This is a genomic window from Agrobacterium sp. ST15.16.055 (assembly GCF_027956555.1).
GTDB classification, from domain to species: Bacteria; Pseudomonadota; Alphaproteobacteria; order Rhizobiales; family Rhizobiaceae; genus Agrobacterium; species Agrobacterium salinitolerans.
Window position 1 is genome coordinate 40,080 of record NZ_JAQKGN010000020.1, and the last position, 19,326, is coordinate 59,405.

Annotated in this window: 22 protein-coding genes; 18 read left to right on the forward strand and 4 right to left on the reverse strand. The window is 59.7% G+C overall.

Annotated features, from left to right (window positions below; all coding sequences use genetic code 11):
* The first annotated feature begins 24 nt into the window (after window positions 1-24).
* The 8 genes from PL599_RS21195 (at window position 25) to PL599_RS21230 (ending at window position 7,973) form a co-directional block, all read left to right on the forward strand.
* A complete protein-coding gene (locus PL599_RS21195) occupies window positions 25-1,548 on the forward strand; it encodes a di-heme oxidoreductase family protein (protein ID WP_269825220.1) in 1,524 nt (507 codons plus the stop codon).
* Window positions 1,548-2,669, forward strand: coding sequence for an imelysin family protein (locus PL599_RS21200; protein ID WP_173987935.1), 1,122 nt, complete (start codon window positions 1,548-1,550; stop codon window positions 2,667-2,669). The genes PL599_RS21195 and PL599_RS21200 overlap by 1 nt, the downstream gene beginning before the upstream one ends.
* Window positions 2,670-2,673: 4 nt before the next feature.
* Window positions 2,674-3,768: a DUF1513 domain-containing protein gene (locus PL599_RS21205; protein WP_271359865.1), complete on the forward strand. Its 1,095-nt coding sequence runs from the start codon at window positions 2,674-2,676 to the stop codon at window positions 3,766-3,768.
* A gap of 51 nt (window positions 3,769-3,819) precedes the next feature.
* On the forward strand, window positions 3,820-4,272 hold the full coding sequence (locus PL599_RS21210; protein ID WP_142913724.1) for a TspO/MBR family protein: 453 nt from the start codon (window positions 3,820-3,822) through the stop codon (window positions 4,270-4,272).
* Between the two features lie 135 nt (window positions 4,273-4,407).
* Window positions 4,408-4,857 carry a PaaI family thioesterase gene (locus PL599_RS21215; protein ID WP_077983757.1) on the forward strand — a complete coding sequence of 150 codons (450 nt, stop codon included), beginning with the start codon at window positions 4,408-4,410 and terminating at the stop codon, window positions 4,855-4,857.
* Window positions 4,854-5,492 (forward strand): 5'-methylthioadenosine/S-adenosylhomocysteine nucleosidase, encoded by a 639-nt coding sequence (locus PL599_RS21220; protein WP_271359866.1) that lies wholly within the window; start codon window positions 4,854-4,856, stop codon window positions 5,490-5,492. Before PL599_RS21215 ends, PL599_RS21220 begins: the two co-directional genes overlap by 4 nt.
* 83 nt (window positions 5,493-5,575) lie before the next feature.
* Window positions 5,576-7,153: a glutamine-hydrolyzing GMP synthase gene (gene guaA, locus PL599_RS21225; RefSeq protein ID WP_271359867.1), complete on the forward strand. Its 1,578-nt coding sequence runs from the start codon at window positions 5,576-5,578 to the stop codon at window positions 7,151-7,153.
* Window positions 7,154-7,256: 103 nt separating this feature from the next.
* Window positions 7,257-7,973 carry a 2'-5' RNA ligase family protein gene (locus PL599_RS21230; RefSeq protein WP_271359868.1) on the forward strand — a complete coding sequence of 239 codons (717 nt, stop codon included), beginning with the start codon at window positions 7,257-7,259 and terminating at the stop codon, window positions 7,971-7,973.
* 59 nt (window positions 7,974-8,032) lie between these two features.
* Here PL599_RS21230 and PL599_RS21235 read toward each other — a convergent pair whose 3' ends face one another.
* Window positions 8,033-8,200: a hypothetical protein gene (locus PL599_RS21235; protein WP_003503889.1), complete on the reverse strand. Its 168-nt coding sequence runs from the start codon at window positions 8,198-8,200 to the stop codon at window positions 8,033-8,035.
* A gap of 234 nt (window positions 8,201-8,434) precedes the next feature.
* On the opposite strand from PL599_RS21235, the gene PL599_RS21240 reads away from it, so the two are divergent.
* The 3 genes from PL599_RS21240 (at window position 8,435) to PL599_RS21250 (ending at window position 10,598) form a co-directional block, all read left to right on the forward strand.
* Entirely contained in the window at window positions 8,435-8,782 is a 348-nt protein-coding gene (locus PL599_RS21240) for an ArsC family reductase (RefSeq protein WP_077983768.1), read from the forward strand.
* 12 nt (window positions 8,783-8,794) lie between these two features.
* Complete coding sequence (gene ybaK, locus PL599_RS21245; RefSeq protein WP_137409625.1) at window positions 8,795-9,271, forward strand: Cys-tRNA(Pro) deacylase; 477 nt, start codon at window positions 8,795-8,797, stop codon at window positions 9,269-9,271.
* Window positions 9,272-9,359: 88 nt separating this feature from the next.
* Entirely contained in the window at window positions 9,360-10,598 is a 1,239-nt protein-coding gene (locus PL599_RS21250) for an aminopeptidase (RefSeq protein WP_271359869.1), read from the forward strand.
* 9 nt (window positions 10,599-10,607) lie between these two features.
* On the opposite strand, the gene pecM is transcribed toward PL599_RS21250, so the two are convergent.
* The gene (gene pecM, locus PL599_RS21255) at window positions 10,608-11,471 is read right to left on the reverse strand and encodes a 4-hydroxybenzaldehyde efflux transporter PecM (protein WP_271359870.1); all 864 of its coding nucleotides are present in this window, start codon (window positions 11,469-11,471) and stop codon (window positions 10,608-10,610) included.
* A gap of 81 nt (window positions 11,472-11,552) precedes the next feature.
* Between pecM and PL599_RS21260 the strand changes: the two genes are divergently transcribed.
* The 3 genes from PL599_RS21260 (at window position 11,553) to PL599_RS21270 (ending at window position 14,125) form a co-directional block, all read left to right on the forward strand.
* Window positions 11,553-12,053, forward strand: coding sequence for a MarR family winged helix-turn-helix transcriptional regulator (locus PL599_RS21260; RefSeq protein ID WP_170985432.1), 501 nt, complete (start codon window positions 11,553-11,555; stop codon window positions 12,051-12,053).
* Window positions 12,054-12,160: 107 nt separating this feature from the next.
* A complete protein-coding gene (locus PL599_RS21265; RefSeq protein WP_077983772.1) occupies window positions 12,161-12,868 on the forward strand; it encodes a FadR/GntR family transcriptional regulator in 708 nt (235 codons plus the stop codon).
* Between the two features lie 54 nt (window positions 12,869-12,922).
* Window positions 12,923-14,125 carry a mandelate racemase/muconate lactonizing enzyme family protein gene (locus PL599_RS21270; protein WP_137409621.1) on the forward strand — a complete coding sequence of 401 codons (1,203 nt, stop codon included), beginning with the start codon at window positions 12,923-12,925 and terminating at the stop codon, window positions 14,123-14,125.
* On the opposite strand, the gene xseA is transcribed toward PL599_RS21270, so the two are convergent.
* Window positions 14,126-15,724 (reverse strand): exodeoxyribonuclease VII large subunit, encoded by a 1,599-nt coding sequence (gene xseA, locus PL599_RS21275; RefSeq protein WP_269825228.1) that lies wholly within the window; start codon window positions 15,722-15,724, stop codon window positions 14,126-14,128.
* A 189-nt stretch (window positions 15,725-15,913) separates the two neighbouring features.
* On the opposite strand from xseA, the gene PL599_RS21280 reads away from it, so the two are divergent.
* Together PL599_RS21280 and PL599_RS21285 are read left to right on the forward strand one after the other, a co-directional pair.
* Window positions 15,914-16,156 (forward strand): hypothetical protein, encoded by a 243-nt coding sequence (locus tag PL599_RS21280; protein ID WP_077983775.1) that lies wholly within the window; start codon window positions 15,914-15,916, stop codon window positions 16,154-16,156.
* Between the two features lie 12 nt (window positions 16,157-16,168).
* On the forward strand, window positions 16,169-16,540 hold the full coding sequence (locus tag PL599_RS21285; protein WP_269825229.1) for a hypothetical protein: 372 nt from the start codon (window positions 16,169-16,171) through the stop codon (window positions 16,538-16,540).
* Here the strand turns inward: PL599_RS21285 and PL599_RS21290 are convergent.
* On the reverse strand, window positions 16,537-17,520 hold the full coding sequence (locus PL599_RS21290) for a Gfo/Idh/MocA family protein (protein WP_142913734.1): 984 nt from the start codon (window positions 17,518-17,520) through the stop codon (window positions 16,537-16,539). The two genes, PL599_RS21285 and PL599_RS21290, sit on opposite strands and share 4 nt — an antisense overlap.
* A gap of 179 nt (window positions 17,521-17,699) precedes the next feature.
* Between PL599_RS21290 and PL599_RS21295 the strand changes: the two genes are divergently transcribed.
* Both PL599_RS21295 and PL599_RS21300 read left to right on the forward strand, forming a co-directional pair.
* Window positions 17,700-18,260, forward strand: coding sequence for a cysteine hydrolase family protein (locus PL599_RS21295; RefSeq protein WP_142913735.1), 561 nt, complete (start codon window positions 17,700-17,702; stop codon window positions 18,258-18,260).
* Window positions 18,260-19,243, forward strand: coding sequence for a GlxA family transcriptional regulator (locus PL599_RS21300; protein ID WP_269825230.1), 984 nt, complete (start codon window positions 18,260-18,262; stop codon window positions 19,241-19,243). Before PL599_RS21295 ends, PL599_RS21300 begins: the two co-directional genes overlap by 1 nt.
* Window positions 19,244-19,326: the final 83 nt, after the last annotated feature.

The window sequence follows — 19,326 nt, forward strand, 5'->3', positions numbered from 1 at the left end:
TATTCTCCATCCACCCTTGTTTTCATGCAATTTTTGCCGCCGCCGATCCGCAAGCCATTCTTCTTCGCCGCGGCAGCCTGCCTTGCAGCGTCGATTGCGCTTGCCGAACCGCTGCGGGACGATCTGACGGAAAAAGATCGAAGTCGCGTACTGGCCGTGACCGCGCCAACGACGTATTTTACCAGGCCGGAACCTTTCGAGGCCATGTCAGGCGGAGCGACGACAAGTGTCGGCAAAGCCGACAGCGGCGCGTTTTCACATCCTTCCACCACCATGCCGCTCGAGCGAAAGCAGGATTTCAAGCTCGGCAATGCGCTGTTCCAGAAGCTCTGGGTCTCCTCCCCTTCTTCCACACAGGCCTCGGATGGGCTCGGGCCGCTTTTTAACGCACGTTCTTGCCAGACCTGCCATGTCAAGGATGGCAGGGGTCGACCGCCCCTTGCCGGAGAAGACGCCGTCTCGCTGTTTCTGCGGCTGGCGCGACCGGCCCGCAACGAAGCCGAACGACAGGCCATTGCCAGCCACCAAGTGCTGAATTTTCCCGATGAGACCTATGGCCGGCAGCTTCAGAACCTGGCCATTCCCGGCCTTGCAGCCGAAGGCAAGCCAGTCATCACCTATAGGGAAGAGCCGGTTCAATTCGCGGATGGCGAGGTGGTGATGTTACGCAAGCCCGACTATGCCGTGGCGAATCTGCAATATGGCCCGCTTGGCGCCGACACGGCGCTTTCAGCGCGCATTGCCATGCCCACCCTCGGGCTGGGCCTGATTGAGGCCATTGCCGAGGCCGATATTCTGGCCAAGGCCGACCCGAACGACAACGATGGCGACGGCATTGCCGGGCGTCCCGCATGGGTCAAAGACCATCGCACTGGCGAGGTGAAACTCGGGCGGTTTGGTTGGAAAGCGCAAAATGCGAGCGTGCGCGACCAGAGCGCCAGCGCCTTTTCCCACGATATCGGCATTTCCACGCCGGATGCGCCGAATGCCTATGGCGATTGCACCGAGGCCCAGAAGGACTGTCTTGCCATGCCGACCGGCGTGCAGCCCCGGCTCGGGCCGGTGGAGGCGCCCGATCCGGTTCTCGATCTCGTCACCTTCTATACCGAAAACCTCGCCGTGCCGCGCCGCCGCAACGTCGATGATCCGATGGTCCTGCAGGGAAAGCAGCTTTTCTACGCCTCCGGCTGTACGGCCTGCCACACCCCGAAATTCGTAACCCGCCGCGACGCCGCCGACCCCATGCATGCTTTCCAGCTGATCTGGCCCTATTCCGATTTTCTGCTGCACGACATGGGCGAAGGACTTGCCGATGGCCAGCAGGTGGGCGAAGCCAGCGGACGGCAGTGGCGGACCCAGCCGCTCTGGGGCATAGGCCTCACCCAAAAGGTCAATGGCAACGGTTTTTACCTGCATGACGGCCGGGCGCGCAGCCTGCCGGAAGCGATATTGTGGCATGGCGGCGAAGGGCAAAAAGCGCGAAACGCCTTCGCCACCTTGCAAAAATCCGACCGGCAGGCTTTGCTGGCCTTTCTGGAGTCCCTTTGATGAAAAATACCATGCGAAAAATTTCCGGCGTCATGTCCGTATTGGTGCTTCTGACCACGCTTCCGGCGAGGGCGCAGGATGTCGAACTGATGCCGCCACCGCCGCTCGACCCGGTTAAGGTGCAGAGTGTGATGGAAAAGGCGGTAAACGGCTTTATCCGTCCCGGCTATGACCGCTTCCGGCAGTCGGCGAAGAGGCTGGAAGACCGCATGAAAGCTTTCTGCACCGCTCCCTCGGAAACGACGGCGGCGGCGGCCAAGGCTGCCTTTGTCGATACGGTGTCAAGCTGGTCGACAATCGAGATCGTACGTGTCGGCCCTGTCATTGAGAAGAACCGTTTCGAACGGGTGCTTTATTACCCCGACAAGAAGGGTCTCGGGCTGAAACAGGTGCAGCGCTATCTCACAGAAAAGGATGAAAGCGTCACGAGTGCGGACGGCCTCAGCGGCAAGAGCGTTGCGGCGCAAGGGCTCGGCGCTCTTGAGTTCGTGCTTTACGGAACAGGAGCGGAAGAACTGCTCGACAGGAAAGGTGATTTCCGCTGCCGCTACGGCGCAGCTATCGCCGGCAATATCGCCAATGTGGCGGCAGAGCTTTCCGACAGCTGGAACGCACCTGACGGTGCGCAGAAAAACTGGACGGAGCCCGGAGCGGACAACCCCGTCTTTCGTGATGAGCGCGAGGCGCTTGTTGCCCTGCTCGGTATTCTCGTCCACGGCTCCGAAGCCATCCGCGACCAGCGGATCGAAACCTTCTACAAGGGACCGGACAAGGCAGGTTTTCCCCGCACCGCCATTTATTGGCGCTCCGGCCAGACCTGGCAAAGCATTTCCACCAATATCAAGGCGGTTCAGACCCTGCTGCACACGGCGGATATGGTCGAACTCGTACCGCCGGATCAGCGCTCCATCGTCAACTCCATCGATTTCATCGCCAAATCGATGATCCGCGTTGCCGGGACAATCGATACGGATGTGCAAAAAGCGCTGGATCAGCACGATCAGCGCGCCAAGGTGGATTATCTGCTGCTCAATGGCAAAGACCTGATCTACCGCCTGAACGATCAATATGGCGGCGCGATCGGCCTCAGTTCCGGCTTTTCCTTCGCCGATGGAGATTGAACCGATGATCTCCGGCGCCAAACGGATGCTGATAGATCGGCGCAGCTTCATCAAGGCGGCAGGAGCTCCCTTTCTCGCCGCGCTGGCTCCCCGTTCACTTTATGCGCTCGAACGGGCGGACGCGGTCTTCGCTTCCGCCTTTCGCGCCCGTGACGGGTCCTACGGCATTGCGACGGTGAGCGAAGGCGGCGAGATCATCGACCGCGTCGCGCTTCCTGCCCGCGCCCATGGAATGGCGACGAGCCATGCGACCGGCATGACCGTTGCCTTTGCGCGCCGGCCCGGCACCTTCTTCATGGCCTTCGATCCCGCGCGGCGCGGCGAACCGATTGTGATGCACACACCGGAAAACCGCCACTTCTACGGCCACGGGCAATTCTCACCCGATGGCGCGATCCTTTACGCCAGCGAAAACGACTTCGACGGCAATCGCGGCGTTATCGGTCTCTATGACGCCCGCAACGGCTTTGCCCGCATCGGCGAATATGATGCGCATGGCATCGGCACACATGACATGACGGTAAGCGATGACGGCCGGCTGATCGTGATCGCCAATGGCGGCATCGAAACCCATCCGGATTTCGGCCGAACCAAGCTCAATATCGACAGCATGCAGCCGTCCCTCGTGCTTCTGGACGCCTCGACCGGACAAGTGATCCAGAAACACGCCATGCCGGAGCAGCTTCGGCAGCTTTCCACCCGTCATGTCGATCTCGGCGATGACGGCCGTATCTGGTTCGCCTGTCAATACGAGGGACCGCGCAACGATCTTCCGCCGCTTGTCGGCCATTTCTCCAAGGGTGAGGATGTGGCCTTCGTCGATCTGCCGGAAGAAACGACGGTGCGTCTCGCCAATTATGTCGGGGCCATTGCCGTCAACCGGCGCGATGGGCTGGTGGGACTGACCTCGCCCAACGGCAACGCCGCCGTGACGCTGGATGCGAAAACCGGGCGCGTCGTTTCCGAGACGACCGTGCGAGAAGCGGCAGGCGTCGCGCCCGCCGCGAGAGGCATTGCGGTATCTTCCTATGACGGATTTTTCGAAACCCGGCGCAGCGACGTGGCGTGGGACCAGCACATCGTGCGTTTGCCCAGCTAAAATACTGAAAAGAAAGGGGAACAAAAGCCCGCCCTTTGCATTGGACGGACTATGAGAAACCTTGCCGTCTATATCGTTTTTGTGGTTGTCGTTGTTGCCGTGGGGGCGCTGATTGGCGTCAACAATGTGCCCGGCGAATGGTATCAATCGCTGCAGAAGCCCTTCTTCAATCCACCCAACTGGATTTTCGGGCCCGTCTGGACCGCGCTTTACGTGCTGATCGGCATTGCTGGCGCACGGACATGGATCCGCAAGCCGATGGGGACGCGCATGCGGCTTTGGTTCACGCAAATGGTGCTGAACTTCCTGTGGTCTCCGATTTTTTTCGGAATGCAGAGCCCGGCGGGTGCGCTCATCATCATCATTCCGATGCTGATCTGCATCGTCGCCTTTGTGGCGCTCACCTACCGCCGTGACCGCATATCCATGTGGCTTTTCGTGCCCTATGCCGTATGGGTCGCCTTTGCCACGGTATTGAATGCGAGCATAGGCATGCTCAACTAGACTGTTTTCGTATTCCCGAAAGGAAACCGGGCTCCACTTTTTCTGGAAATGTTCTAATTCTCCGCACCGCCCTTGCCTTGCCTGCCGCCACGCGCCATGTCAGTTTGCGATGAGGCAGAAGCAGGCAGGTAGGCCATGGAGATCACGGATCCCGGCGATTTTCGTCAGCGGATAGAAAGAAGCTTTGCGCGGCAGGGCGTGGTGCAGGCGATCAGCGCCGAGATCAGCCGTATCGAACACCGTCTGGTGGAAATCGAACTGCCTTTTCATGAAAAGCTGACGCAGCAGCACGGCATATTGCATGCGGGCGTCATCGCCGCGGGTCTGGATACGGCCTGCACCTATGCCGCTTATACGATCATTGAGCCGGAAGCCTCGCTGCTGACCATCGAATTCAAGGTCAACCTCATGTCGCCCGGGCGCGGTGAGCGGTTCCTGTTTCGCGGCGAGATCATCAAGCCCGGCAACAATCTGATCGTGGCGGATGGTCGTGCATATGCCCTGTCCGATGGGCCGGCAAAGCTGATCGCCTCCATGACGGGCACGATGATGGTGGTGAAGGGTCGCGAGGATATTATCGGATGAGCTACCGGCTTTCGCATGTTGCGGATAAATCCGTCCTCTTCGTCATGGCGGCCTCCCCCGAATACGGGCCCCATCTTCAGGCGCGCATTGCACCGCTGATGACCGGTATCGGCCCGGTCGAGGCGGCGATTGCAGTCACGGCCGTTCTTGCCGGTCTCGATGCGGCCGATCACCTGCCGGACCTCGTCGTTTCGCTCGGTTCCGCCGGTTCGCGGACGCTGGAGCAAACCGGCGTCTATCAGGCCATTTCCGTTTCCTATCGCGACATGGATGCCTCCGCCTTCGGTTTCGAAAAGGGCTGCACGCCGCTGCTCGATCTGCCCGCCGAAGTGGCCTTGCCTTTGCGGATACCGGACATTTCCGAGGCGCGGCTTTCCACGGGCGCCAATGTCGTTTCAGGCGAGGCCTACGGGCTGATCGACGCCGATATGGTGGAAATGGAAACCTTTGCGGTTTTAAGAGCCTGCCAGCGCTTCGGCGTACCGCTCGTCAGTCTGCGCGGCATTTCCGACGGCAAGGAGGATGTGAACCATGTGGACGACTGGACGGAGTACCTGCACGTCATCGATGAAAAGCTGGCGGATGCCGTCGACCGGCTCTGCCGCGCCATCGAGGACGGCGTGATCGCCCTTTAGAACCTTGCGATTTTCGCAAATTTCCGCCCTTTGACGCCCGCTTCCGGGTTGCCTAAAGCCCCGCTTTTCTTTAAAGGCTCGCCATGACCCAGATAGCCCATCCAGACAGCATTCTCATCATCGATTTCGGCAGCCAGGTGACGCAGCTGATTGCGCGTCGCATCCGCGAAGCCGGGGTCTATTGCGAAATCCATCCGTTCCAGAATGCCGCAGACGCGTTCGAGAAGCTTCAGCCCAAGGGCGTGATCTTCTCCGGCGGCCCCGCATCCGTGACGGCGGAAGGAAGTCCGCGCGCACCGCAGGCGGTGTTTGACAGCAAGATTCCGATCCTCGGCATCTGCTACGGCCAGCAGACGCTGTGCACCCAGCTCGGCGGTACCGTTGAAGGTGGCCACGCAGCCGAATTCGGCCGCGCCGATATCGACATCAAGAAGGCAAGCCCTCTGTTCGACGGTTTCTGGGAGCAGGGCAAGAGCTATCCTGTGTGGATGAGTCACGGTGATCGCGTCACGAAGCTGCCGGACGGTTTCGAGGTGATCGCGACTTCCGAGAATGCACCTTTCGCCATCGCCGCGGACGAGAAGCGTCACTATTACACCACCATGTTCCACCCGGAAGTGGTGCATACGCCTGATGGCGGCAAGCTGCTTTCCAACTTCGTGCACAAGATCGTCGGGCTCAAATCCGACTGGACGATGGCCGCCTATCGCGCCGAAATGATCCGCAAGATCCGCGAGCAGGTCGGCACCGGCCGCGTGCTCTGCGCGCTTTCCGGCGGCGTCGATTCCTCCGTTGCGGCCATCCTCATTCATGAGGCGATCGGCGACCAGCTGACCTGCGTTTATGTCGACCATGGCCTGATGCGGCTTGGCGAAAGCGAGCAGGTCGTCGGCATGTTCCGCGATCATTACAACATTCCGCTGGTGCACGTTGACGCCGCCGATCTGTTCCTCGGTGAACTCTCGGGCGTTTCCGATCCGGAAGTGAAGCGCAAGACCATCGGTCGCCTGTTTATCGAAGTCTTCGAGGCCGAAGCGGCCAAGATCGCTGCCGATGGCAAGGGGGCACCGAAGTTTCTGGCGCAGGGAACGCTGTACCCTGACGTCATCGAAAGCGTCTCCTTTTCCGGTGGCCCTTCGGTCACCATCAAGAGCCACCACAATGTCGGCGGTCTTCCCGAGCGCATGAACATGCAGCTTGTCGAGCCGCTGCGCGAACTCTTCAAGGATGAAGTGCGTGCGCTCGGCCGTGAACTCGGCCTGCCGGACAGCTTCATCGGCCGCCACCCCTTCCCCGGCCCGGGCCTGGCAATCCGCTGCCCCGGTGCGATTACCCGTGAGAAGCTGGATATTCTGCGCAAGGCGGATGCGATCTATCTCGATGAAATCCGCAAGGCCGGTCTCTACGACACCATCTGGCAGGCCTTTGCCGTGCTGCTGCCGGTACAGACCGTGGGCGTGATGGGCGATTATCGAACCTATGACTTCGTCTGCGCGTTGCGCGCCGTAACCTCGGTGGATGGCATGACGGCGGATTTCTATCCCTACGACATGAATTTCCTCGGCCGAGCCGCAACCCGCATCATCAACGAAGTGCGCGGCATCAACCGCGTCGTCTACGACGTGACGAGCAAGCCGCCCGGCACGATCGAGTGGGAATAAGCGAAGGCGGAGCAATTCCGCCTTCCGTTCATCTTTTGTTCTTTATTTTATCACCGCACAATGATAGGTTTCCGGCCTTGGCATAAGGCTGTGGAGCATCGTCATGGAGTGCGAGTTGACGGACGAAAGAGCCTTGAGGCAGCTTTGCTTTGATGGGCTGGAGCCGCAGAAAATACGACGCGTCAATCCACGCTTTCGAAACAAGCTCCTGTTGCTGCTGAAGCCGCCACGGCAATTGGCGGAAAGAATGTTTGCCGATGCGTCGCATCATGCTCTGGGTCGGACAACCCGCGAGGCATATCCCGCCGAGCTTCTGCACATAACCCTGCTGTGTTTGGGATGTTTCGAGACGATCCCTCACGGACTGACAAGCAGACTGAAGGCGGCAATGGGTGCGGTAAGCGCGCGGCCTGTTCCGGTCATCTTTGATGGAAGTGCACTTTTTGGCAATCGCAACAGTTTGGTCCTACGAAACGGTGGTGATCAGCCGGAGATCCATGCCCTGGTGAGGCTGCTGCAACGGGCGCTTCGACAGGCGAACCTTCCCTATATCCCTGCACCATCTTTTACACCGCATATCACGATGATTTATAGCTGCGGGAAGATGGAACCGATGCCAGCCGGAAAGCCATATAGCTGGCTTGCGAGTAATTTCGAGCTTGTTTTCAGCCATAATGGCGAAACCCGACATGAGTCCCTTGGACGCTTCGCACTCTCCGCAAAAGCGGATCGGTATGAGCCGCTCGAAAGTCAGCTACATCTACCGCACAAACTGATCGGTCCTAGAAAACGACCGAACCGGAAGCAGTCGGAACGCTAAGGCGCGCCAAAATATACTCACGGGCGAGGCGAAATCGCCTCGCTACAAACGATAGCAGCTTAGAGCTGAACCTTGTCGAAAGCCTTGCCGTCGATGCCGAGAGCTTCTAGATCGGCACGGGCGGGCTTGCGATGTGCGCGAACAGCGGCCGAAACCGAGAGCGCTGCACCGAGAACGGCGAAGGTTTCACCGAAGAAGTTACGCGATGTCTTTGCAACCTGACGCATTTTAATCTCCATCTTTGTTGCCCAGATAATGGGGATTTCAGGCATCTTCTACAACTCTCGATGTAGCAGGGAAGCCATGCAGCTTTGCTCGCGCTCGTTTGGATGTCAGCCACCTCGATTTTGCATAGCTCAAGCATTATGAGGGATGAATCGACGCAAGGCGCCTCAGGCGGCAGCTTGAATAAGATGGATATTTTGCTATGCCGGAAGGCTTGAAGACGAAGAGGCGATAGCATGACGGTCACGATTTACGGCATCAAGAATTGCGACACGATGAAGAAGGCCAGAAGCTGGCTGGAGACGAACAGCGTCGATTATTCTTTCCACGACTATAAGACAGCCGGTATCGACCGCGCCCATCTGGAAACATGGTGTGATGCCGCCGGCTGGGAAACGGTTCTCAACCGATCCGGCACGACATTCAAGAAACTCGACGATAGCCAGAAGGCCGATCTTACACGAGAAAGGGCCATCGGGCTGATGCTGGAACAGCCCTCCATGATCAAGCGGCCCGTGCTGGAAGCGAAGGGTAAGATAACCGTCGGCTTCAAGCCGGAAATCTACCAGACGCTTTTTGCCTGAACGCAACCCACCATGTCCAAAACAACCCGCGCCACCCAGATGCTGACTAAAGCCGGCATTGCCTTCACCACCGTGACTTATGATTACGACCCGAATGCCGATCGCATCGGGCTGCAGGCGGCCGAGGCGATCGGTGAGGCGCCACATCTGGTGCTGAAGACACTGATGGCGGAGCTGGACGGCAAGCCGGTCTGCGTCATTGTCCCCTCCGACCGCGAGGTGAGCATGAAGAAGCTTGCCGCCGCCTTCGGCGGCAAGTCCGCCAGCATGATGAAACCCGCCGATGCGGAGCGGGCGACCGGTTACCATGTCGGCGGCATCAGCCCTTTCGGGCAGAAGAAGCAGGTGCCGACGGCCATCGAGGCCGCGGCCATGGCGCATGATTGTGTCTACATGAACGGCGGGCAGCGAGGCTTGCAGGTAAGGCTTTCGCCACGCGATGCCCAAAAGGCGCTGAAGGCCATTGCGGCACCGCTGGTCGCCGATTGACGCGCGAGGGGCACGCCTGAAAGCATTTGGCTTTCGGAAGGAATGGGCTATGGTCGGCGCCTCCTATTGAAATAGACGAAGGCAGATCATGACCGTTTCCCCCATCGATCCCGTCAAACTGGAAAAACTCGCGGAAGTCGCCGTCAAGGTCGGCTTGCAATTGCAGAAGGATCAGGATCTGGTGATCACTGCACCGCTGGCGGCCCTGCCGTTGGTCAGGTTTTTGACCAAGCATGCCTATATGGCGGGCGGCGGGCTGGTTACCACTTTCTATTCCGACGAGGAAACCACGCTTTCGCGCTACCGCCATGCCAGCGACGCGAATTTCGACCGGGCTTCCGGCTGGCTCTATGAGGGCATGGCCAAGGCCTATGCCAATGGCGCAGCGCGGCTGGCGATTGCCGGCGACAACCCCATGCTGCTGGCCGAAGAGGACCCCGCCAAGGTGGCGCGCGCCAACAAGGCCAATTCCACCGCCTATAAGCCGGCGCTGGAGAAGATTTCCAACTTCGATATCAACTGGAACATCATTTCTTACCCCAATCCGTCCTGGGCAAAGCAAGTCTTCCCCGGCCTCACCGAAGATGAAGCGGTGCGCAAGCTCGCGGATGCCATCTTCGCCGCCTCGCGGGTGGATGTGGCCGATCCCGTCGCCGCATGGGCGCAGCACAATGCCAATCTTGCCAAGCGCTCCGAATGGCTGAATGGCGAACGCTTCTCCGCGCTGCATTTCACCGGCCCGGGCACCGACGTAAAGATCGGTCTGGCGGATGGCCATGAATGGCATGGCGGCGCCTCCACGGCCAAGAATGGCGTGACCTGCAACCCGAATATTCCGACCGAAGAAGTGTTCACCACACCGCATGCGCTGCGCGTCGATGGTTATGTGTCCAGCACCAAGCCATTGTCGCATCAGGGAACCCTGATCGATGATATCCAGGTGAAGTTCGAAGCCGGTCGCATCGTCGAAGCAAAGGCTTCCAAGGGCGAAGCTGTGCTGAACAAGGTGCTCGACACCGATGAGGGCGCGCGACGTCTCGGTGAAGTGGCGCTTGTGCCGCATTCCTCGCCAATTTCGGCAAGCGGAGTCCTGTTTTACAACACGCTATTCGATGAAAACGCCTCGTGCCACATCGCGCTTGGCCAGTGCTATTCGAAATGTTTTCTCGACGGCGCCTCGCTGTCGCAGGATCAGATCAAGGCGCAGGGCGGCAATTCCAGCCTTATCCACATCGACTGGATGATCGGTTCCGACAAGGTGGATATTGACGGCGTTAAGCCAGATGGCTCCACGGTTCCTGTCATGCGCAAGGGCGAATGGGCCTGACGGCCCCCCCTACCTCGGCAACTGGCTGCGCTGACTGAGCCAGATGCTGAAAAGCACGGCAATGAACCCGGCGATCTGCGTTGGCGCAAGGCTTTGGCCAAGCGCCAGCCAGCCAAGAAGGGTGGCCACGACGGGGCTTAAAAAACCGAGGGATGCCGCCGCGGAAGGCTCGATGCGGGCGAGCCCACGAAACCACAGAAGATAAGTGAGTGCCGCACCGATAAGGCCGAGATAGGCCATGCCGAGAATATTGGCGGCCGTTGGCGCCGGCAAGGCCGGCTCCAGAACATAGGCGACCGGCAAAAGAAGAATGCCGCCCGCCGTCAATTGCCAGGCTGTGAAGGTGAGGTTCGAGACCGGCGGGCGCCATTTGCGGGTCAGCACCGTTCCGAAGGCCATGGAGACGGCGCCGGCAAGGCCTGCGGCAACACCGATACTATCAAGTGCCGCGCCGGGCGTCAGCACCAGAAGCGCGACGCCGGCAATGCCGAGAAAACCGGCGACGAGGGCGAGCGGCCGCATCGGCGCAGCGAGAAACAGCCGCGAAAGCCCGATGACGATGAGCGGCTGCACCGCACCCACTGTTGCCGCGACACCGCCCGGCAACCGATAGGCCGACACGAAAAGCATCGCCCAGAAAAACGAAAAATTCAGCGCACCGAGAATGAAGCTGCGCGGCCACCAGATACCCTCCGGCAGCTTTCGGACGAGAAGCAGCAGCAGGACACCGGCCGGCAAGGCGCGCAGCATGGCGACATGCAGCGGATATCCATGCGGCAGGAATTCCGTCGTGATAAAATAGGTGGTTCCCCAGATGGCGGGAGCAAGTGCTGTCACCAGCACATCGGCTAAGTAGGTCGTATTTTTCTTCATATCAAGAATCTCTATATCAAGATAAATCCAACTTAGTCGATTTTATCTTGACGTCAAGATATCAATTGTTATGCCTTGGTGATGAGCGAAGAACCGTTGGACCACGTCGATCACATTCTGGCGCAGTGGCGCAGGGAGCGACCCGATCTCGATGTCGATCCCATGGGGCTGCTCGGGCGCCTGAACCGTCTTTCCACCCATCTCGGCCGCGAGGTAGAGGCGGCGCTGCTGAAGCACGGGCTTTCCTCTTCCGCTTTCGATGTACTGGCGACATTGCGGCGCTCCGGCTCACCCTACAGGCTCTCCCCCGGCGATCTCCTGGCCATGACGATGGTGAGTTCCGGCACCATGACCAACCGAATCGACCAACTCGAGAAAGCCGGCCTGGTGGAACGTATCCACAACCCGAACGACCGGCGCAGCGTCCTGATATCGCTGACGGAACGGGGCCTTGCGATTGTCGAGGAAGCGGCAGGCGCTCACGTCGAAAACCAGCACCGCCTGGTCGCCGGCCTCAGCGAAGAAGACCGTGCGACGCTGAACCGACTGCTGAAACGGTTTTTGCGAGATTTCGAAGAATAGGCCTTTTTGGCCGACAAACACACAATGGCTCCGTGATGGCGCTTGTTTCGCTTCAGAAAATCCTGTAAGCAATTTTCCATAAACCTGTACTACAGGTTGGAGGAAAAATGTTAAACGCCATTTCGCATGAAGCCGGTCTCGTCAGCAGCACGGTCGGCGCTATCACCCGTCATATCCGCGAAAACGAACTCGCACCCGGCGCGAAGCTCCCTAGCGAGCTTTCGCTCTCGCAGCAGCTCGGTGTCTCCCGCACCGTCGTTCGTGAGGCTTTCCGGTCTCTGTCTGCCATGCGGCTGATCGACGTGAGCGCCGGCAAGCGGGCCACTGTGGCGACGCTGGATCACGGTGCAATGTCATTGATGTTCGAACATGGCATTCACACCGAACAGATCAACATCCAGCAGATTTACGACGTACGCCGCACCATCGAAGTCAGAACCGTGACGCTTGCGGCGCTGAGGCGCACCGATGCGGAGGCGCTGACCATTCTCGACCATGCCAACAATATGGAGCGGGATTTCGGCGACAACGACAAGGTCATGGAACACGATCTTGCTTTTCACATCGCCATAGCCAGGGCCTCCAAGAACCCGGTTTTCGAACTCATTCTCGCCGCCTTCCAGAATGTGACGCGTCAGACCTGGCCGATCGGCTGGAAAAGCCGCACATCCGATGCGCAGCGCCATGCCGCAAGCGAGCTTCACATCGCCATCGGACAGGCCATTGCCGCCGGCGATCCGCAAACGGCTTCAACACTGATGGCGCGGCATTTCGATGAAAGCGTGCATGCGCTTCTGGCCGCCGGCATCGCCTGATTTTTCAAACACCGTTCCAGGCGGAACACGACCTGCCTCTGGAGGAGATACTTCATGAAAATCACGAAACTTGAGACCGTCCGTGTGGCGGAACGGGCAAACCTGCTCTGGGTTCTGGTCCATACGGATGAAGGTATTACCGGGCTTGGCGAAACCTTTTATGGCGCCGAGACGGTGGAAACCTATGTCCATGAATATATCGCGCCCCGGGTAATCGGTCGCGACCCGCTGCAAATCGACCTCTTGGCGCAAGACCTTGTCGGTTATCTCGGCTTCCGTTCCTCGGGCGCGGAAGTGCGCGGCAACTCCGCTTTTGACATCGCGCTGTGGGATATTTTCGGCAAGGCCACCAACCAGCCCATCGCCCAGCTGCTCGGCGGTTTCAGCCGCAGGGAAATCCGCACCTACAATACCTGCGCAGGCACCGAATACATCAAGAAAGCGACCGGCCAGCAGACAGCCAATTACGGCCTTTCCGGCGGCAAGGACTATGACGATCTGAACGGCTTTCTGCACCGGGCCGACGAGCTTGCCCATTCGCTGCTGGAAGACGGCATCACCGCCATGAAGATCTGGCCCTTCGATGCGGCGGCGGAAAAGACGCGCGGGCAATATATCTCGATGCCGGACCTGAAAAGCGCGCTCGAGCCGTTCGAAAAGATTCGCAAGGCGGTGGGCGACAAGATGGATATCATGGTGGAGTTCCACTCGATGTGGCAGCTTCTGCCCGCCATGCAGATCGCCAAGGCGCTTACCCCCTACCAGACCTTCTGGCACGAAGACCCGATCAAGATGGACAGCCTTTCCAGCCTGACGCGTTATGCCGCCGTGTCGCCAGCGCCCATTTCCGCATCCGAAACGCTCGGCTCCCGCTGGGCCTTCCGTGACCTGCTGGAAACAGGTGCAGCCGGCGTGGTGATGCTTGACATCAGCTGGTGCGGCGGACTTTCGGAGGCGCGCAAGATCGCCTCCATGGCGGAGGCCTGGCATCTGCCGGTCGCGCCGCATGATTGCACTGGCCCGGTCGTGCTCTGCGCCTCCACGCATCTGTCGCTCAATGCGCCGAATGCGCTGGTGCAGGAAAGCGTGCGCGCCTTCTACAAGACCTGGTATCGCGATCTCGTCACCGCATTGCCTGAGGTGAAAAACGGCATGATTACCGTGCCGCCGGGCGCCGGCCTTGGCATGGAACTGCACCCCGATATCGAAAAGACCTTCACTGTCAGCCGCCGTTTTTCGGATACGGCGTCGATCTGATCAGAACAGGCTGCCCTGATTGCCCGGATCGGAAGAAGCCGGTTTCGCCGGCTTCTTTTTTGGCGCTATGGGGTTATCGGGGGACGGTGCGCCCTCCCCCGTCGTGATGGCCGAGACGCAGCCATCGGCAAATTCCATCGAGACCACAGCACCTGAAGCGATAGCTGCCGCACGCGTCAACGGCCGGTTCTCTTCGTCACGGATCACGGCATAACCGCGTTTCAGCACGTTTTTATAAGACAGAGATTGCAGGATGCGGTCATGAGCGGCAACGCCCGCGCGGTTCTGCGCCATGCGGTGCAATACGGCGGTATCGGCCCGACGCACAGCAGTGACGACCCGCTCCTTCTGCCGTTCCAGCTGGCCAAGCAGGCGGGCGGGGAGCGAACGCAGCGCGGAATCGAAGGAATCAACCCGGCCTTTGCCCTGCAGCAAACGGCGCTCCACCAGGGTCTCGGCCCGGTGCATACGTTCGGTGACGCGTTGCCTGTGGTGTTTGAGACCGTTTAGCAGGGTCTCCGGTCTCAGCCCCGAAGCGGAACGTTCGAAGGCGCGGCGCTTGTTCAGCGTCGTCAATTCCAATCCCCGGCCAAGACCGCTTGCAGCCTCATCGAAACGGCGGCGCGGCAGGGCCAGAAGCTGATCGAGGGACGGCAAGGCACGCACCAGCGCCCGCACGCCCTGGCGGCGATTATCCATCTGCCGCGAAACCGAGCCGGCAAGGCGCGCGGCAAGGCCGGAAAGCTGCGCTTCAAGTTCCGCACGCACCGGCACGGCCATTTCGGCGGCGCCCGTCGGGGTTGGCGCACGCACATCGGCGGCGTAGTCGATCAAGGTCGTATCGGTTTCATGCCCGACGGCGGAAATCAGCGGGATTTCGCTTTCGGCAGCGGCGCACACGACGATTTCATCGTTGAAACTCCAGAGGTCCTCCAGACTGCCGCCGCCGCGCGCGACAATCAGTACGTCGGGCCGCGAGATCGCACCGCCGGGCTGAAGTGCGTTGAAACCGCGAATGGCGTTCGCCACCTCCTCGCCCGAACCTTCACCCTGCACCTTGACCGGCCAGACCACCACATGGACCGGAAAGCGATCGGAAATGCGGTGAAGGATGTCGCGAATGACAGCGCCCGTCGGCGAGGTGACGACGCCGATGACATGCGGCATGAAGGGCAGCCGGCGCTTGCGAGCCGCATCGAACAGCCCTTCCGCCGCCAGCCGCCGACGTCGATCTTCCAGAAGCGCCATCAGCGCGCCGGCACCGGCCGGCTCGAGACTTTCGATGACGATCTGGTATTTCGAGGAGCCGGGAAAGGTTGTGACCTTGCCGGTGGCGATGACTTCCATGCCCTCTTCGGGGCGGAACTTCAGCCGCGAGAAGGTGCCTTTCCAGATCACCGCGTCGATACGGGCGCGGTCGTCCTTCAGCGAGAAATACGCGTGCCCGGACGAATGCGGACCACGATAGCCGGAAATCTCGCCGCGCACCCGCACCTGCTCGAACGCCGTCTCCACCGTGCGCTTGATGGAACCCGACAGTTCGGAGACCGAGAACTCGGCAAGATTGCTCAATGCTGCGTGGGAGAAAATATCGCTCATGCCCGTTTGTAACCAAAACCCGCCGATTCGGAAATGCCGGCGCCGACCAGCCTCATTTTAACGACGTTGAAACCATATCCTCAACTAACGAGTTAGGAAGATGAGGATGGGAGGAGGAAACAAGGGTTCGTTAGGGAAAACGGCGTTAAGCCTTCCCTCAGGCCCGACAATCAAAGAGGAGGCGGCATCATGATTTTTCTTACCGCCACAGTGCTCGGCGTAACCGCAGTTGCGCTCCGTTCGGTTTTCAGCATCGTTTTCATCTGCATGATGGTTATCGGTGCCTATGGCGTGGCGATTGCACTTTCTTCCACGGCCGTGCCCTTGATCTCGCTGCTTCTGGCGCTCGCCGGTTACAATTTCGGTGTCGTGGGTGTCGTTATCAGCCTTCTGGTGCTGCAGCGCCCGCGTTCCACCAAGCCAACCCTCTAAAAGTACATCGCCTTGAGGCTTCCGCACTTTGCACTGACCGAGATCGGCGGACTGGCCGTTGATCTCGTCGTTACCTGTCTGCTTATTTTCTATCTCGGCGTCGATCCGCTTGCCGCCCGTTTGCCGGGCGCCGCAACGGGGCTTGCAACAAGCTGGCGGCTGAACCGTTCGTATAGTGAGGCATCAGCCAGGCTGAACAGCTTCCTGACAAATGCCGTCACGCTTACCTCACGGATCGTCAGCGTCGGGCTGTTTGCCCTGCTGCAATGGCGCAACCCGCTGGTGCAGCCGCTCGTCCCGCTTGCTTTTTCAGCACTCGCAGCATTTGTGCTGGCGCTTTACGGCTATTGGCGGCTTCAAAAGCAACGGCAGGATCAGGACTAAACTGTCTCCCAGCCATCCTTTTCCGCTGCACGGTAGATAGCGTCGATGAAAAGCTGGTTCTTTCTCGAGCTTTCCAGCGTCACGACGTCGCCCTCACCCTTCGCCGCACGGGCAAAGGCCTCCGCCTCCAGTTTGTATTGGCGGCTATCCTGAAACCGGAAGATTTGCGACTGATTGTGGGCCTGATTGGTCAGCTCGATCTCTTCCGCACCCCAGCGATTGGCGTTGAACGGAGACTTGACCTCGATATACCCCTCAGTGCCATGGAAAACCATGAGCTGACGGGCGGCAAGCTGTGTGGCCAGATAAAAACTCAGTTCGAAATCGCCAAAATCGGCCCGGACACTGGAATAGATATCCGTGCCGAATTCTTTATCGCGCTCGACGGTGGCCTGTACGCGCCGGGGTTCCGCGCCGGTAGCGAAGCGGGTAACGATGGTCGGGTAAACGCCGATATCCGGCAAGGCGCCGCCACCCAGTTCGGGAATATTGCGCATATTGCCGGGATCGCGATTGAAATAGCTGAAAGCGCCCTGAACATGCTTCAGTGTGCCTATCGCGCCGGACGCCAGCAGTTCCTTCACCTTCGCCCAGACGGGCGCATAGGTGACCATGAAGGCTTCCGAGATGATAACACGGTTGCGGTCACGCGCGGCGATGAGGGTATCGATCTCCTCGGCCTTCAGTGCAATCGGCTTTTCGCACAGAACATGCTTGCAGGCATCGGCGGCCTTGACGGTCCATTCCACATGCTGCGAGGTCGGAAGCGGAATATAGACGGCGTCGATAACATCCGACGCCAGCATCTCCTCATAGGAGCCGAAGGCGTGGGGCACGGAAAAACGATCCGCCACCGCGCGGGCCTTGGCGAGGTCACGGCTGGCGATGGCGCTGACCACGCAGTTTCGCGCATCCTGCATCGCCGGGATGACGTGATCCTGAGCGATTTTCGCCGTTGAGATTATTCCGAAACGCAGCATTCCATTCTCCCGCTCTGCCATCGTTGGAAACTTACCATCGTCACACGGCCTGGCAAGCCGCGCATGCATGACAGAGCAGCGTATGGCTGAATTTGTCCTGTCTTTGTCGGAATACCTGCTTTTCTCCAAGCTAGATAAGAGGAATTATGCTATGCATGAACCCAATGGAGAAACATGAAATGTCCTCTTCTCGTACAGCGCTGCTTGTCATCGACGTTCAGGAATCCTTTCGGCACGCCCCTTACTTCGAAGAAAGCGAGCTTGCCGCTTATCTGGAGAAGCAGCAGGTGCTGATCGACGGCGCCAAGGCTGCGGGCATTCCCGTCGTGCAAATCTTCCACGTCGATGGCGACCGGGCCTTTTCAAAAGACAGCGGCTATATCCGGGCGCTGGAGGGTGTGCGGATTACCCCAGATGTCACCTTTCACAAGAACCGCCATTCCGCTTTTGCCGGCACCGGCCTCGAAATCTGGCTGACGCAGAAGGGTATCAACCGGCTGATCGTCTCCGGTATCCGCACCGAACAATGCTGTGAAACCACCACCCGGCACGCTTCCGATCTTGGTTACAGCGTCGACTACGTCACCGAAGCGACGCTGACTTTCCCGATGACACATGCTTCCGGCACCGTCTTCAGCCCCGACGATATCCGCAAGCGAACCGAGCTGGTGCTGGCTGGCCGCTTCGCGCGCATCGTAACCGTCGACGACGCACTTGCCACCGTGGAAGAGGCGGCCTGATGGATAAAGGCGGCACACGCACCATTCCCTTTTATACGCTTGTGCCGCCCCATGCGCTGTTGCTCGATATTGCCGGTCCGCTCGAAGTGATCCGTTATGCCAACGGGGAACAACGGGACATCCATTTCGACTGCCGCTACATTGCTGCGACTGACAAACAACAATCCTCCATCGGCCTTGCGCTTTCAGGGCTGGAGAGCTTGCCCGCCACCCTGCCGGAAAATGCTTTCCTGCTGATCTCGGGCAGCACGTCACGCTTCGACAACGATCCGGAGACACGGCGAGAGCGGCAGGCGCTGGTGGCATGGCTGCGCCGCGCGGTGCGCCCTCATACGACAGTCATTTCCATCTGTTCCGGCGCGCTGCTGGCAGGCGAAGCCGGGCTTTTCGACGGGTGCAACTGCACGACCCATGCCGATTGCGTTGAAGGGCTGCGCCGCGTCGCGCCGCTGTCCCAGGTGGCCGAAAACCGCCTTTTCGTCGAGGATGGCAACCGCTTCTCAAGCGCCGGCATTTCCACCGGCATCGACCTGATGCTGCATGTGGTTTCCCGGCTGACATCCCCGGCGGTCGCAGCGCGTATTGCCAAAACCATGGTGGTTTATCTCAGGCGCAGCGGCAGCGATCCGCAAATCTCCCCGTGGCTCACCGGCCGCAACCACATCCACCCCGCCATTCATCGGGTTCAGGACCGTGTGATGGCCGAGCCGGCGCAGGACTGGTCGCTGGAGCGGCTGGCCGATATTGCGGCGCTCAGCGAAAGGCACCTGTCGCGTTTGTTTCGCGAGCATACGGGCATCAGCGTCATCGACTACGTCAACCTGATGCGGGTCAATCTTGCCCGCGACATCCTTGCAAATAGCCGTCTGGATATCGAAGCCATTGCCGAGAGGGCCGGTTTTGCCTCCGCCCGGCATTTGCGGCGTGTCTGGCAACAGCATAATCGCTTCCCTCCCAGCCACTATCGCGGTTTTCAGGCCTGATAATCTCAGACCCTGCCGCTGCCTGATGAATGCCATCAAAGGAATTGAATGGTTATGCAGACTGGCAGTTGCTAACCTTGGGG

Bases quoted from the DNA above. Each gene is read 5' to 3' on its own strand.
- PL599_RS21195 (WP_269825220.1), top strand. From the start codon at position 25: ATGCAATTTTTGCCGCCGCCGATCCGCAAGCCATTCTTCTTCGCCGCG.
- PL599_RS21200 (WP_173987935.1), top strand. From the start codon at position 1,548: ATGAAAAATACCATGCGAAAAATTTCCGGCGTCATGTCCGTATTGGTG.
- PL599_RS21205 (WP_271359865.1), top strand. From the start codon at position 2,674: ATGATCTCCGGCGCCAAACGGATGCTGATAGATCGGCGCAGCTTCATC.
- PL599_RS21210 (WP_142913724.1), top strand. From the start codon at position 3,820: ATGAGAAACCTTGCCGTCTATATCGTTTTTGTGGTTGTCGTTGTTGCC.
- PL599_RS21215 (WP_077983757.1), top strand. From the start codon at position 4,408: ATGGAGATCACGGATCCCGGCGATTTTCGTCAGCGGATAGAAAGAAGC.
- PL599_RS21220 (WP_271359866.1), top strand. From the start codon at position 4,854: ATGAGCTACCGGCTTTCGCATGTTGCGGATAAATCCGTCCTCTTCGTC.
- guaA (WP_271359867.1), top strand. From the start codon at position 5,576: ATGACCCAGATAGCCCATCCAGACAGCATTCTCATCATCGATTTCGGC.
- PL599_RS21230 (WP_271359868.1), top strand. From the start codon at position 7,257: ATGGAGTGCGAGTTGACGGACGAAAGAGCCTTGAGGCAGCTTTGCTTT.
- PL599_RS21235 (WP_003503889.1), bottom strand. From the start codon at position 8,200: ATGCGTCAGGTTGCAAAGACATCGCGTAACTTCTTCGGTGAAACCTTC.
- PL599_RS21240 (WP_077983768.1), top strand. From the start codon at position 8,435: ATGACGGTCACGATTTACGGCATCAAGAATTGCGACACGATGAAGAAG.
- ybaK (WP_137409625.1), top strand. From the start codon at position 8,795: ATGTCCAAAACAACCCGCGCCACCCAGATGCTGACTAAAGCCGGCATT.
- PL599_RS21250 (WP_271359869.1), top strand. From the start codon at position 9,360: ATGACCGTTTCCCCCATCGATCCCGTCAAACTGGAAAAACTCGCGGAA.
- pecM (WP_271359870.1), bottom strand. From the start codon at position 11,471: ATGAAGAAAAATACGACCTACTTAGCCGATGTGCTGGTGACAGCACTT.
- PL599_RS21260 (WP_170985432.1), top strand. From the start codon at position 11,553: ATGAGCGAAGAACCGTTGGACCACGTCGATCACATTCTGGCGCAGTGG.
- PL599_RS21265 (WP_077983772.1), top strand. From the start codon at position 12,161: ATGTTAAACGCCATTTCGCATGAAGCCGGTCTCGTCAGCAGCACGGTC.
- PL599_RS21270 (WP_137409621.1), top strand. From the start codon at position 12,923: ATGAAAATCACGAAACTTGAGACCGTCCGTGTGGCGGAACGGGCAAAC.
- xseA (WP_269825228.1), bottom strand. From the start codon at position 15,724: ATGAGCGATATTTTCTCCCACGCAGCATTGAGCAATCTTGCCGAGTTC.
- PL599_RS21280 (WP_077983775.1), top strand. From the start codon at position 15,914: ATGATTTTTCTTACCGCCACAGTGCTCGGCGTAACCGCAGTTGCGCTC.
- PL599_RS21290 (WP_142913734.1), bottom strand. From the start codon at position 17,520: ATGCTGCGTTTCGGAATAATCTCAACGGCGAAAATCGCTCAGGATCAC.
- PL599_RS21295 (WP_142913735.1), top strand. From the start codon at position 17,700: ATGTCCTCTTCTCGTACAGCGCTGCTTGTCATCGACGTTCAGGAATCC.
- PL599_RS21300 (WP_269825230.1), top strand. From the start codon at position 18,260: ATGGATAAAGGCGGCACACGCACCATTCCCTTTTATACGCTTGTGCCG.